Raw genomic sequence first — 13,064 nt, forward strand, 5'->3', positions numbered from 1 at the left:
GCTCTTCAGCGCCGATGGTAGTTGGGGGTTTCCCCCTGTGAGAGTAGGACGCCGCCAAGCCATTTCAAAAGATCAGCCATCCGGCTGGTCTTTTTCTTCGTTTAATACCAGATCAATACACCAAATGGATGTTGAAGGGATCAAAGGTGGAACCTTCCGGACTTGATCCATTCAAATATTAAGAATGGCACCTTAGCTTGGCTTATTTTAAGGAATTGAACAATACAGGGGTAATCATCATTAGGCATGGTTTTCAACAGTTCTGCCCACCATTCTGTTTCATAACGAGCTATTATGCTAAGGTTATAAGAAATCAAATAATGGATCAAAAGTTCAGGTAATGAAAAAGCTGACGAATCTTTGTTTAGTGATAGCATGAACTGTCCTTCTGCTAAATTATACCGTATTGGGGACGTGGCATTATGATTGGGGACGCCATCTGTTTTAAAATGCAGTGTCCCAGGAGCTTCTGAAATACTGTAAACTTGATTCGTTTTTGCTTTCAAAAATTCTTCCAACCGACTGCTGGACATCTGATAGGTATCCAATACAGCTGAAGGTAATTGAAAGCCATTCAAAGATGGTAACATGGCGATGAAATTTTTCTTTGAAACAGACCATGTAAAGTTTTGCATATCTGGGATTTCCTTCATTAATGTTCCCATGGAAAACTTTTCACCTTCCAGATGCTTGATGTGAAATAACTTCTCGGCAATGCAGGTGAAAAGTCCATTCTTTTGCGTTTTCACTTCGTCCTTTAAAAATTCATATTGTTGTTTTTTCTTTTTTCTCGTTGTTACCCCATGGGCAAGCATCGAAGTTGATTCCGGATAGTAAGGATCAATCGTGAGCAGACATGCCTTTAATAATTGTGCGAATCCATAAAATGTAAGTATTGGTTGTATGGAAAGTGGTGCAATGGCAGCCTGATTATAATAAGTTTTAGCATGTTCAAGATGGTAAATAAATGGATAACAATTATCGTAACTTTTTATTTCCGCTTCTGCTATTTTTTCGTGCGTGTAACATTTTTGTAAAAAAAGTTGTGAGGAAGATGCGGAAAAAAAAGGTGTATATTTATCGAAATTATCATTGTTTTCAGGCATTGCAGCTATCCTCCGAATTAATAGAATAATCAAACTTTTATTTCTCTTCTTGACAGTAGTATGTCCTATTGATAACCTACAAATAATATTTTTAAGCAGGAGGGGAAAATAATGTGGGAAAATAAATTTGCAAAAGAAGGTTTAACCTTTGATGATGTCCTATTAATTCCAGCGAAATCAGAGGTTTTGCCGAAAGATGTTAACCTTCAAGTCAACTTAGCTGAAAACTTAAGGCTCAACCTTCCTATCATCAGCGCAGGAATGGATACCGTGACGGAAGCTGAGATGGCAATTGCCATGGCTCGTCAAGGCGGATTGGGTATCATTCATAAAAATATGTCCATTGAAGCACAAGCTGAACTGGTGGATAAAGTAAAACGTTCAGAAAGCGGTGTAATTACCGATCCATTTTTCTTAACGCCGGATCACCAAGTATTCGATGCAGAGCATTTAATGGGTAAATATCGCATTTCAGGTGTTCCTGTAGTCAACAATATAGAGGATCAAAAGCTTGTGGGTATCATTACAAACCGTGATTTGCGATTTATTTCCGATTTTTCCTTGAAGATTTCCAGTGTCATGACTGTAGAGAATCTGGTCACAGCGCCAGTGGGAACTAACTTGGAACAAGCAGAGAAGATTCTTCAAAAATACAAAATTGAAAAGCTTCCCCTTGTGGACGATAATGGTGTCCTTAAAGGACTTATTACGATCAAGGATATCGAGAAAGTCATCGAGTTCCCGAATTCGGCGAAAGATAAGCAAGGAAGATTACTTGCAGGTGCTGCAGTCGGCGTGACCAAGGATACAATGAAGCGTGTCGAAATGCTGGTTAAATCCCATGTCGATGCAATTGTACTTGATACTGCTCACGGTCATTCAGAAGGCGTCCTTGAAATGGTGAAGGAAATCCGCGGGACATATCCTGAATTGACGATCATTGCCGGTAATGTGGCAACAGCCGAAGGTACGAAAGCATTGATCGAAGCTGGAGCTGATGTAGTGAAAGTGGGAATCGGACCTGGGTCAATCTGTACGACAAGGGTTGTAGCTGGTGTAGGTGTTCCGCAAATCACGGCAGTCTTCGATTGTGCGACAGAAGCAAGAAAACATGGTAAAACGATCATTGCTGATGGCGGAATCAAATACTCTGGTGATATCGTTAAAGCCCTAGCTGCAGGCGGACATGCAGTAATGCTTGGCAGTATGCTTGCCGGTGTAACTGAAAGCCCAGGCGAAACGGAAATTTTCCAAGGCCGCCGATTTAAAGTGTATCGGGGTATGGGCTCTGTTGCTGCAATGGAAAAGGGATCTAAAGATCGCTACTTCCAAGAAGATAACAAAAAATTCGTACCGGAAGGCATCGAAGGCCGCCTTCCATATAAAGGACCTTTATCAGATACCATTTTCCAGCTGATTGGCGGCATTCGTTCAGGTATGGGATATTGCGGTACAGCAACATTGGAAGAGTTGAGGGAAAACTCTCAATTTGTCAAAATGACTGGTGCCGGATTAAGGGAAAGCCATCCTCATGACGTCCAAATTACAAAAGAAGCACCGAACTACTCAATGTAATGAATTTAACATATAATCGTCATTAAAATTTATTGTTAAAATAGACAGAGTCTGCGATTACTCTGTCTATTTTTTTTATTTTTTCTGTGATAAACTAGACAAGGTGTCAAGGGAATTACATAAAGTTTCTTCTTTGTAATAGAGATTAGCTTAAAAGTTGGAGGTATTGGAAATTGAAAAAAATCAGCAAGATGACCCTCATTTTCACTTTTGTTTTTGTTCTTGTTATGTCGCAATTTGCCTATCAACCGGGGGAAGCTGTTGCTGAATCTGATAATTTAGGTTTAAAAGCAGAGGCAGCCATCATCATTGATGGTGAAACAGGACAAATCGTGTATGAAAAAAATGCCGATAAAGTATTAGGGATTGCATCCATGTCTAAAATGATGACAGAGTACATCATAATGGAGTCAATTGAAAATGGGAAAATCAGTTGGGATCAAAAAGTTAAAATAAATAAATACGTACATGACCTTTCAAAAGCACCCAATTTGTCGAATGTCGGGTTAACGGAAGGTGAAGATTATACAGTTAAGGAACTATATCAAGCTATGGCCGTCTATTCCGGAAATGCGGCAACAGTAGCTTTAGCACAGCTAGTTTCCGGTAGTGAAAAGAGCTTCGTTAAGTTAATGAACGAAAAAGCGAAGGAATTAGGCTTGAAAAAACATAAATTCGTTAATGCCAGCGGCTTGAATAACAGCGATTTATTAGGGCAATTTCCTTCAGGTGATGAAGATGATGAAAATATCATGACAGCAAAAGATACTGCACTTCTTGCTTATCGTTTAATAAATGATTATCCGGAAGTGTTGAAAATCGCCAGCATCCCTAAATTGAAGTTCCGTGATGGAAAAGAATATCCGAACTTCAACTGGATGCTGCCTGGACTGATATTTGAATATAAAGGCGTAGATGGACTAAAAACGGGATCTACTGACTTTGCCGGATATGGACACACAGGGACGGTTATCCAGGACGGTCAGCGCTATATCACGGTGGTCATGAAGTCCACTAATAAAAACGAACGTTTTGCGGATAGCACTAAGCTTATGAACTATGCTTATGCAACCTTTAAAAAGGAAAAAGTCCTTCCTGCCAACTACCAGGTGAAAGGGAAAGAAACACTTTCTGTAGTGAAAGGCAAGGAAAAAGACGTTAAGATTCAATCTGAAAAAGCGATCGAGCTACTTGTTGAAAATGGTGAGAAAGACAACTATAAAACAGATTTAGTGATCGATAAAAACAAATTGAATGATGATGGTAAGCTGACTGCACCAATCAAAAAAGGTGAAAAGCTAGGTTACATCACAGTCACTCCTAAAAAAGGTGAAGATTACGGGTACATCAACGGAGATCAGGTTAAGGTTAACGTCGTAGCTGCTGAATCTGTAGAAAAGGCAAACTGGTTCGTACTATCAATGCGAGCGGTTGGCGGATTCTTTGGTGACGTATGGAGCAGTGTAGCTTCCACTGTTAAAGGCTGGTTTTAAGTTTCACGTATAAAACGGTTGCGTAATGTATAAAATTATAGTACATTATGGAAAACAATCTGATTATATAAGAAAGCATTGACAGGAAATAGTAACAAGTATTTCTTTCTATAGAGAGCCGATGGCTGGTGGAAATCGGTGTGAGAGTTTTGTGAATCCCTCCTGGAGCAGAGTATGGAAAGCCCTTTTGGGTCAGTAAGTACTTTCGGTTAAAAGCCGTTATCGTGATAAGTGGTAGGCGTTTTAGATAGGCCTTCAACTAGGGTGGCAACGCGGGTTAACTCTCGTCCCTTCTTCAGGGGACGGGAGTTTTTTGCGTTCTTTGATAAAACATAAAAATATTAAGGAGGAACTGAAAATGTTGGATTTGAAATATGTAAGAAATAATTTTGAAGAAGTGAAGCGTGTATTGCAATTTAGAGGAGAAGATTTGACCGATTTAGGTAAATTCGAGGAACTGGATGTAAAGCGTCGGGCTTTGATTGCTGAGACGGAAAAGTTGAAAAGCCAAAGAAATGAAGTTTCACAGCAAGTGGCCGTATTGAAACGGGAAAAAAAAGATGCAGATCAGCTGATTGCCCAAATGCGTGAAGTTGGTGACCGTATCAAAGGATTCGATGATGAACTTCGTGAAGTGGAAGCCCAGTTGGAAACATTACTTCTTTCCATTCCGAACATTCCGCATGAAAGTGTGCCTGTTGGTGAGACGGAAGATGATAATGTCGAAATCCGTAAATGGGGAGAACTACCGGAATTCAAGTTTGAACCGAAACCACACTGGGATGTAGCCGGAGATCTAGGCATCCTGGATTTTGAACGGGCAGCAAAAGTGACCGGAAGCCGATTTGTATTTTATAGGGGCCTTGGTGCTCGATTAGAACGTGCATTAATTAGCTTTATGTTAGACCTTCATGTTGAGGAACATGGATATGAAGAAATGCTGCCACCATATATGGTTAACCGTGCAAGCATGACTGGCACAGGTCAATTGCCAAAATTCGAAGAGGATGCTTTCCGTATTGAAAGTGATGATTACTTCTTGATTCCTACAGCTGAAGTCCCGGTGACAAACTTCCATCGTGATGAAATCATGAGCATGGACGATCTGCCGATAAGCTATGCGGCATACAGTGCTTCTTTCCGTTCAGAGGCAGGATCTGCAGGTCGTGATACACGCGGGTTAATTCGTCAGCACCAGTTCAATAAAGTTGAACTAGTGAAATTCGTGAAGCCGGAAGATTCTTATGCAGAGTTGGAAAACCTTACAGGGCATGCCGAAAAGGTCCTTCAATTGCTAGGTCTTCCATACCGAGTGCTAAGCATGTGTACGGGAGATCTTGGTTTCACAGCTGCTAAAAAGTATGATATCGAGGTTTGGATCCCGAGCTATGGAACGTACCGCGAAATTTCTTCTTGCAGTAACTTTGAAGCATTCCAGGCTAGACGGGCAAATATCCGCTTCAGACGTGATGCAAAAGGCAAACCGGAACACGTCCATACTCTAAATGGATCAGGTTTGGCAATCGGCCGTACAGTCGCAGCCCTTTTGGAAAATTATCAGCAGGAAGATGGCAGTGTTATCATTCCTGAAGTATTACGTCCATATATGCGCGGTGCGGAAGTCATAAAACCGTAAGTCAAAAGGAATCAGCTTCCGATTAAAGAGGCTGATTCTCCTTTTTATCTAAGTTTGAAAATTATTTTAAAAAACTTTATAGAGGGCTTGACTTTAATTTTAAATCCATGTAATATAATAAATGTTGATACGGAGGTATACCCAAGTTCGGCTGAAGGGATCGGTCTTGAAAACCGACAGGGGAGTCAAATCCCGCGGGGGTTCGAATCCCTCTACCTCCTCCATAACTTATTAATAACCACAGCGCATAAATTGGATATCGATGAATTCCGTTACAGATATGTAACGGAATTTTTGTTTTCTAATATATTAAAAAACCACCGGATAACCGGTGGTTTTTCTGTTTATACATTTCGCAGCAACTTGGTTTGCTCCATATATTCGGCAATCCGTTTTATAAGAGGTTCGATGCTTGCTTCATCCTGCATAAGGTCATATTCGTTTATATTTAATCGAAGGACAGGGCAAGCGTTGAATTGATCAATCCATTCTTCGTAACGGCCGTGCATTTCCTGCCAATATTCAATTGGGGTATGCTGTTCCATTGGACGGCCTCGCTCTTGGATCCGGTCTAGGATATCATCGAGCGAACCTTCGAGATAGATAAGTAAATCAGGGTGCGGGAAGTATGGCGTCATTACCATGGCGTTGAAAAGGCTTGTATACGTTTCGTAGTCCACATCATTCATCGTGCCTTTTTCATAATGCATTTTTGCAAATATCCCGGTGTCTTCATAAATGGAACGGTCTTGGATAAAACCGCCGCCATATTCGAAGATTTTTTTTTGCTCTTTAAAACGTTCAGCGAGGAAATAAATTTGCAGGTGGAAACTCCAGCGATTAAAATCATCGTAAAACTTATCCAGGTAGGGGTTCGTATCAACCTTTTCAAATGATGTCCTGAATTGAAGGGCATCGGCTAACGCATTGGTCATGGTCGATTTTCCTACGCCAACCGTCCCTGCTATCGTAATGACGGCGTTGTTTGGAATATTATATTTCTTTCGTAAGTTCATTTGACTTTACTCCTTTGTGCAGGGCATTCTCTATTTGGCTGATTATCGTTTTCAAATCATCCTTGTTCCCGACAAAATCCAGCTCATCTCCGTTGAATGTAAGAACAGGGATATCAGGGTGCTGTTTCTCAAATGTTTTCATGAATGTTCGATAATCCGCGGATAACTGCTCTAAATATATGGAGGATATATTTTCTTCGAATTCACGACCTCTTTTACCGATTCGGGAGAGAAGAGTATCAAGACTTGCGTTTAAATAAATCACCATATTAGGCTTAGGCATATCCCGTGTTAAAATATTGAATATCTCAAGGTATTTATTGTATTGTTCGTTCTTTAACGTTCTTTCAGCAAATATCAAGTTCTTGAATATATGATAATCAGCCACCACGGCTTGGTCATTAGTAAGATACTTTTTTTCGATATCTTCCAATTGTTTATATCGGTTACACAGAAAAAACATTTCTGTTTGAAAGCTCCACTCATCAATATCTTTATAGAATTTCCCGAGAAATGGATTTTCATCGACAATTTCCCTTAATAATGAAATCTGAAAATGATTTGCGATAACTTTTGCAAGTGATGTTTTTCCCACGCCGATTGGACCTTCGACAGTGATAAATGGGGTGGATTTCATCCAATCTGTCCTCCTTCATGAGGTATCAAGCTGAAATTCCCGGTCATAGGATTTTCGCCAAGAGATATTGTATCACAGACTTGGGACTTTAGTGACATTTTTGTCAGGTTGATAAAGAAAGAGAATGAAAGAGTGTTATTGGGGGGGATGTAGGTTAGTGCCCTTGTTCGATTGAAGGCTTAAAAGTCTTCACCTTCTTTTATGGATGCCTTGAGAACATGGTTCATCATCTTTAATGCGTAATGATTATCTTCCTTTGATGCAGAAGCGATGCAATCCTTCGGAATCCATAATTTATATTCCCGCATGTAGGCATCATTGGCTGTGAATAGGACGCAGATGTTTCCGGCTATTCCAGTAATGATCAATGTTTCCACGTTTAATCGTTTAAGCAGTGTATTGAGTGCCGTCCCATAAAATGCGGAGTGTTTCGGCTTGATGAGAAAGAATTCGTCTTGTTGAGGTTTTATTCTTTCGATTAATGAGGCATTTCCTTCATTCTTACATCTGGCAATAATTTTATCGAAGTCAGCCTGCCATAAATCATAATGATCGTTGATATAAATGATTGGAAAACCCTTTTCTTTCATTTGCTTTTTCAATTTCAAAATCGGATCGACGATAGGCTTCGTATGTGCCAGGAGCATATTCCCGTATTTGAAATCAAAATCATTGATCATATCGATGATAAGCAATGCAAAAGAAGGCGTTTCAGGTCGATTCATGGTATATCCTCCTATATTGTGAGAATTTACTTGCGGCACGTATGCCGCATGCGTTACTATTCATTAGAACAAGTAGTATGACCTTTATTTTGTCTTATATTTGTCTGTTTACTCCTACTTAATATAAGGGGGTTTTTTTTTGAAGGATGATGTTTATTACATGAATTTAGCTATAATGGAAGCGAAAAAGGCGCAGATGTTGAATGAAGTGCCGATTGGCGCTTTAATCGTGATAGATGATCAAGTTATTTCGACGGGGCATAACCTGAGGGAAACGGAACAGAATGCGACGGCACATGCGGAGCTGCTTGCAATCAACGAGGCTTGCCGTGCTACTGGCAGTTGGCGTCTTGAAGATGCAACATTATATGTAACGCTGGAGCCTTGTCCCATGTGTGCTGGTGCCATCTTGCAATCAAGGGTAAAAAGGGTTGTTTTTGGGGCCCATGACCCAAAGGCTGGCTGTGCGGGGACATTCATGGATTTACTCCAAGATGAACGCTTCAACCATCAATGTGATGTAACAAGCGGTGTATTAGGGGAAGAGTGCGGCTGGATATTGACTTCTTTTTTTAAAGAGCTTAGGAATAGAAAGAAAATGTTGAAAAGAGATCAAGCACTCAAAATTGCCGAGGAAAATAAATAGGTGAAAAACGAATGTTGAAATGAGGCTTTGCTTCATTTGATAAATTTGGAATCAAACTGTCCATGAACAACACTTGCGTTTTTTTTGTTACCTTAGTATAATGAATTATGCGTCGACATGACGCTTTGAAATTGGTATTACTTTTGCCGTGCTAGACGGGGAGGTAGCGGTGCCCTGTACTCGCAATCCGCTCTAGCGAGGTTGAATCCCTTCTCGAGGTTAGCATTCTGTAGGGCCTGCCTTAAGTAAGTGGTGTTGACGCCCGGGTCCTGCGCAATGGGACTCCATGAACCATGTCAGGTCCGGAAGGAAGCAGCATTAAGTGGAAGTTCTCATGTGCCGCAGGGTTGCCTGGGCCGAGCTAACTGCTTAAGTAACGCTTATGGTTGCTAATCGACAGAAGGTGCACGGCAGTTATTTTACATAAACAAAAAACTCATTCGTTTCGGGTGGGTTTTTTTTTATGCCAAGAAGGTAAAGCGCTTGGCATTTTTGAAAAAAATGAAGCAATGATAGAATTTCTTTTTAGACTTTGATATAAAGGAAATCAGTAATGTATAATAAACAAGGTGGAGAAAAAAAGGAGGGATTTCCGTGGGGTATCAAGCATTATACCGGGTATGGCGGCCACAACAATTCATTGATGTAGTCGGGCAGGAACATGTAACGAAAACGTTGCAGAATGCCTTGGTCGGGCAGAAGGTTTCGCATGCCTACTTATTTTCCGGTCCGCGTGGAACAGGGAAAACAAGTGCCGCCAAAATTCTGGCAAAGGCAGTGAATTGTGAGCATGCCCCGACAAGTGAGCCCTGTAACGAATGTGCTACCTGCCGCGGAATCACCGATGGCTCCATATCAGATGTTATAGAAATTGATGCAGCATCCAATAATGGTGTCGAGGAAATCCGTGACATTCGTGATAAGGTCAAATATGCACCGAACGCGGTTACATATAAAGTTTATATCATTGATGAGGTACACATGCTATCACAAGGTGCTTTCAATGCACTTTTAAAGACATTGGAAGAACCCCCGAAGCACGTGATTTTTATATTGGCGACGACTGAACCTCATAAGATTCCGCTAACGATCATTTCCCGTTGCCAAAGGTTTGATTTTAAAAGGATCCAGCCCCAAGATATAGTTGGCAGGATGTCACAGATCATCGCAGAAACAGGTGTTTCATGTGATGAACAAGCCCTGCATATCATTGCGAGGGCAGCCGAAGGCGGGATGCGGGATGCACTAAGCCTTCTTGATCAAGCGATATCCTTCAGTTCAGAGACGGTTTCTGTGGAAGATGCATTGACTGTCACCGGTTCTGTTTCGCAGGCGTTTTTAAGCCGGCTGGCAAAAGCTATATATGATAAAGAAGTAGCGGTGGCACTTGAAGTCCTTGAAGAATTGCTGGCCATGGGAAAAGACCCGGCTCGGTTCATTGAAGACATGATTTATTATTTCCGTGACATGCTTTTGTTTCAAACGGCACCGGCACTGGCAGAATCCTTCGAGCGTGTTTTGATAGATCCCCAATTTAAGGAATTGGCAGAAGTGATCTCTTCTGAATCGATTTACTCCATTATCGAAAGCTTCAATCAAACACAGCAGGATATGAAATGGACAAATCATCCAAGGATTTTCCTTGAAGTGGCACTTGTGAAATTATGTAATGAGCAAAGGCCAAATCAAAATGATAACGGGCAGCTACAGCAGCTGCAGCAGAAAATAGAAGATTTAGAGAAGAAATTGATTGAAATGCAGAAAAACGGCATTCCGGCAGCCATGACTGAAAAGCCTGCAGAGCAGGCTAAGGCGCAAAGGGCCGTTAAAAAGGCATATAAAGCACCTGCCGGAAAGATCAATCAAGTTTTGAAACAAGCTACAAAGCCAGGTCTTAATGCTGTGAAAAGTAAGTGGGGGGAAGTGCTTGAGCAGTTAGGACAGCAAAACCAAAAGTCATTGGCAGCTTTATTAACGGAGGCAGAACCTGTTGCTGCGTCAACTGAAGCTTTTGTGGTAAAATTCAAATATGATATTCATTGTCAAATGGCAATGGAAAATAACCGTTTCGTGGAAGTGATAGCCTCGATCATGCAGCAATTGACCGGACACCGAATGGAGATAGCTGGAGTTCCGGAGAGCCAGTGGCAAAGGTTGCGGGAGGACTTCATCTCAACACAGCAGTTCGACGGTCCCGAAGAAACGGAATCAAAAGAAGAAGACCCCTTTATAGCAGAGGCTAGGAAATTAGTCGGCGATGATTTACTTGAAATTAAAGAATAATTGGAGGTAAGAAAAATGGGTATGCGCGGTGGTAATATGCAGAACATGATGAAACAAATGCAAAAGATGCAAAAGAAGATGGCAGAGGCACAAGAAGAATTAGGTGAAAAAAAGGTTGAAGGAACTGCTGGCGGTGGAATGGTAACGGTCATCGTGACTGGACATAAAGAAATCGTCGATGTAATCATCAAACCGGAAGTTGTCGATCCGGATGATATCGATATGCTTCAGGATTTAGTTCTGGCTGCGACTAACGATGCTTTGAAAAAGGCGGAAGAACTGACAAACCAAACGATGGGACAATTCACTAAGGGAATGAACCTTCCGGGTATGTTTTAAGCAAGTTCAAAAGAAACTTCCTTTCAGGGGGTTTCTTTTGAAATTTTTAGGAGGAATTCGATGCATTATCCAGAACCAATTTCCAAGCTCATTGACAGTTTTATGAAATTGCCGGGGATTGGTCCTAAAACGGCTGCTCGATTAGCCTTTCATGTACTAAGCATGAAGGAAGATACTGTTTTGGATTTTGCAAAGGCACTTGTTAATGCTAAGCGGAATCTTATGTATTGCTCAGTCTGTGGTCATATTACAGATCAAGATCCCTGTTATATCTGCGAAGATCAAAAGAGGGACAGAAGTTTGATTTGTGTGGTTCAGGACCCTAAAGATGTAATAGCTATGGAAAAGATGAGAGAGTTCAATGGTTTATACCATGTACTGCATGGCAGTATTTCCCCGATGGACGGAATCGGTCCGGAAGATATAAATATTCCTGATTTATTAAAGCGCCTGCAAGATGAAACAGTGCTGGAGGTCATTTTGGCTACTAATCCTAACATTGAAGGTGAAGCGACAGCCATGTATATTTCGCGGTTGCTTAGACCTTCAGGAATCAAAGTGACCCGAATTGCCCACGGACTTCCTGTTGGCGGAGATTTGGAGTATGCGGATGAAGTGACGCTATCAAAAGCAATTGAAGGAAGAAGAGAAATATAAGGTAGCTGGGAGGACTTCACTTGTTCTTTCGTAAAAAAAAGAAACTTCGGAATGAATTCAATGATTCATTAATCGAAGAGCTTGAACAGTTGAAATGGAATTGGCATAATCAAAAATCATTACTTGAAAAAAGCGTTGATCCATCTGAGGAAGTAATCGCCCAAACGAGACTGGCGGAAGTGAAATATTTCTACTTATTCAGGGAAGTTAAAAGAAGGAATGTCCGCTTAAAAAGATGATAAGGAAATGGCTGTGAAGGATTTCGTATTCCTCATGGCCATTTTTTCAGTTCTTAATCCATCGATTCCTTCATATAAGTGTAGTACAAGCTTGCGGGGAGGAATGAGTTTGGAACCAGTTGTCTTTGTTGCCGTAATTGGCGGCCTGATTTTAATGCTCCTTATTATCGGGGCGCCATTAAGACCCGTCCGGTTCATAGGGCAGGGGATTATAAAGATCATTATCGGTGCAGCATTTTTGTTCTTTTTGAATACACTTGGGAATCAAGCGGGCATTCATGTCCCTATCAACCCTGTTACCTCGGCAGTCGCCGGCTTGCTTGGAATACCGGGAGTTGCCGCTTTGGCAGCCATTGGCTATTGGGTTATCTAAAGGAATAGCGTAGAAGTCATCGTATGAAAACCTCATGGATATTTCCTTGGGGTTTTTATCATGTTATAGTTTTTTTTAAAAAAACTAATTAAACCATTGACGATAACTCATCAACCTGATAATATATTAGGAGTCGCCAATAACGACATCACAAATTGCTCAATTAAAAAAACAATTTAAAAAAGTTGTTGACATTAGATTGGGTAAGTGATAAGATAATAAAGTCGCTTACGAAGTAACGACAATAAATTGCTCTTTGAAAACTGAACAAAACAAAGCGCCAACGTTAAATTTTAAGTGAGCACACACTATCAAAAAAGCAAATGAGCAAGTCAAACA

The 13,064-nt window shown here is 40.9% G+C and carries 13 protein-coding genes, 1 tRNA gene, 1 other RNA gene and 1 other annotated feature; of the genes, 11 read left to right on the top strand and 4 right to left on the bottom strand.

The window, feature by feature from the left end; genetic code table 11:
• Positions 1–140: 140 nt before the first annotated feature.
• Positions 141–1,106, bottom strand: a complete 966-nt coding sequence (locus ACQKMF_RS26395; RefSeq protein WP_402945640.1) for a YaaC family protein — start codon at positions 1,104–1,106, stop codon at positions 141–143.
• A 111-nt stretch (positions 1,107–1,217) separates the two neighbouring features.
• On the opposite strand from ACQKMF_RS26395, the gene guaB reads away from it, so the two are divergent.
• The 4 genes from guaB (at position 1,218) to ACQKMF_RS26415 (ending at position 6,034) form a co-directional block, all read left to right on the top strand.
• Positions 1,218–2,681 (top strand): IMP dehydrogenase, encoded by a 1,464-nt coding sequence (gene guaB, locus ACQKMF_RS26400; protein ID WP_101226085.1) that lies wholly within the window; start codon positions 1,218–1,220, stop codon positions 2,679–2,681.
• A gap of 173 nt (positions 2,682–2,854) precedes the next feature.
• On the top strand, positions 2,855–4,174 hold the full coding sequence (locus ACQKMF_RS26405; RefSeq protein WP_402945638.1) for a D-alanyl-D-alanine carboxypeptidase family protein: 1,320 nt from the start codon (positions 2,855–2,857) through the stop codon (positions 4,172–4,174).
• A gap of 69 nt (positions 4,175–4,243) precedes the next feature.
• Positions 4,244–4,469 (top strand) — a binding site (T-box leader).
• A gap of 63 nt (positions 4,470–4,532) precedes the next feature.
• Positions 4,533–5,810 carry a serine--tRNA ligase gene (gene serS, locus ACQKMF_RS26410; protein WP_260358077.1) on the top strand — a complete coding sequence of 426 codons (1,278 nt, stop codon included), beginning with the start codon at positions 4,533–4,535 and terminating at the stop codon, positions 5,808–5,810.
• 131 nt (positions 5,811–5,941) lie between these two features.
• Positions 5,942–6,034 (top strand) — tRNA-Ser (locus tag ACQKMF_RS26415).
• A 120-nt stretch (positions 6,035–6,154) separates the two neighbouring features.
• Here ACQKMF_RS26415 and ACQKMF_RS26420 read toward each other — a convergent pair.
• From ACQKMF_RS26420 to ACQKMF_RS26430, 3 genes are all read right to left on the bottom strand, one after another.
• Positions 6,155–6,826 (bottom strand): deoxynucleoside kinase, encoded by a 672-nt coding sequence (locus ACQKMF_RS26420; protein ID WP_076373259.1) that lies wholly within the window; start codon positions 6,824–6,826, stop codon positions 6,155–6,157.
• Complete coding sequence (locus ACQKMF_RS26425; RefSeq protein ID WP_427575614.1) at positions 6,804–7,463, bottom strand: deoxynucleoside kinase; 660 nt, start codon at positions 7,461–7,463, stop codon at positions 6,804–6,806. The genes ACQKMF_RS26420 and ACQKMF_RS26425 overlap by 23 nt, the downstream gene beginning before the upstream one ends.
• A gap of 179 nt (positions 7,464–7,642) precedes the next feature.
• Positions 7,643–8,188, bottom strand: a complete 546-nt coding sequence (locus ACQKMF_RS26430; RefSeq protein ID WP_402945629.1) for an isochorismatase family cysteine hydrolase — start codon at positions 8,186–8,188, stop codon at positions 7,643–7,645.
• A gap of 139 nt (positions 8,189–8,327) precedes the next feature.
• On the opposite strand from ACQKMF_RS26430, the gene tadA reads away from it, so the two are divergent.
• The 7 genes from tadA (at position 8,328) to ACQKMF_RS26465 (ending at position 12,725) form a co-directional block, all read left to right on the top strand.
• Positions 8,328–8,834 carry a tRNA adenosine(34) deaminase TadA gene (gene tadA / locus ACQKMF_RS26435; protein WP_101226081.1) on the top strand — a complete coding sequence of 169 codons (507 nt, stop codon included), beginning with the start codon at positions 8,328–8,330 and terminating at the stop codon, positions 8,832–8,834.
• A 146-nt stretch (positions 8,835–8,980) separates the two neighbouring features.
• Positions 8,981–9,245: signal recognition particle sRNA large type (gene ffs, locus ACQKMF_RS26440), an RNA gene on the top strand.
• 183 nt (positions 9,246–9,428) lie between these two features.
• Positions 9,429–11,117, top strand: coding sequence for a DNA polymerase III subunit gamma/tau (gene dnaX, locus ACQKMF_RS26445; RefSeq protein ID WP_260358075.1), 1,689 nt, complete (start codon positions 9,429–9,431; stop codon positions 11,115–11,117).
• Positions 11,118–11,138: 21 nt separating this feature from the next.
• On the top strand, positions 11,139–11,456 hold the full coding sequence (locus ACQKMF_RS26450; RefSeq protein ID WP_101226088.1) for a YbaB/EbfC family nucleoid-associated protein: 318 nt from the start codon (positions 11,139–11,141) through the stop codon (positions 11,454–11,456).
• Between the two features lie 60 nt (positions 11,457–11,516).
• A complete protein-coding gene (gene recR, locus ACQKMF_RS26455; protein ID WP_034316264.1) occupies positions 11,517–12,113 on the top strand; it encodes a recombination mediator RecR in 597 nt (198 codons plus the stop codon).
• A 20-nt stretch (positions 12,114–12,133) separates the two neighbouring features.
• Positions 12,134–12,352 carry a YaaL family protein gene (locus ACQKMF_RS26460; protein ID WP_034316261.1) on the top strand — a complete coding sequence of 73 codons (219 nt, stop codon included), beginning with the start codon at positions 12,134–12,136 and terminating at the stop codon, positions 12,350–12,352.
• Between the two features lie 109 nt (positions 12,353–12,461).
• Complete coding sequence (locus ACQKMF_RS26465; RefSeq protein WP_061143380.1) at positions 12,462–12,725, top strand: pro-sigmaK processing inhibitor BofA family protein; 264 nt, start codon at positions 12,462–12,464, stop codon at positions 12,723–12,725.
• Positions 12,726–13,064: the final 339 nt, after the last annotated feature.

The sequence above is a fragment of the Peribacillus sp. NPDC101480 genome (assembly GCF_050277335.1).
Taxonomy (GTDB): Bacteria; Bacillota; Bacilli; order Bacillales; family DSM-1321; genus Peribacillus.

Bases quoted from the DNA above. Each gene is read 5' to 3' on its own strand.
- ACQKMF_RS26395 (WP_402945640.1), bottom strand. From the start codon at position 1,106: ATGCCTGAAAACAATGATAATTTCGATAAATATACACCTTTTTTTTCC.
- guaB (WP_101226085.1), top strand. From the start codon at position 1,218: ATGTGGGAAAATAAATTTGCAAAAGAAGGTTTAACCTTTGATGATGTC.
- serS (WP_260358077.1), top strand. From the start codon at position 4,533: ATGTTGGATTTGAAATATGTAAGAAATAATTTTGAAGAAGTGAAGCGT.
- ACQKMF_RS26420 (WP_076373259.1), bottom strand. From the start codon at position 6,826: ATGAACTTACGAAAGAAATATAATATTCCAAACAACGCCGTCATTACG.
- ACQKMF_RS26425 (WP_427575614.1), bottom strand. From the start codon at position 7,463: ATGAAATCCACCCCATTTATCACTGTCGAAGGTCCAATCGGCGTGGGA.
- ACQKMF_RS26430 (WP_402945629.1), bottom strand. From the start codon at position 8,188: ATGAATCGACCTGAAACGCCTTCTTTTGCATTGCTTATCATCGATATG.
- ACQKMF_RS26450 (WP_101226088.1), top strand. From the start codon at position 11,139: ATGCGCGGTGGTAATATGCAGAACATGATGAAACAAATGCAAAAGATG.
- recR (WP_034316264.1), top strand. From the start codon at position 11,517: ATGCATTATCCAGAACCAATTTCCAAGCTCATTGACAGTTTTATGAAA.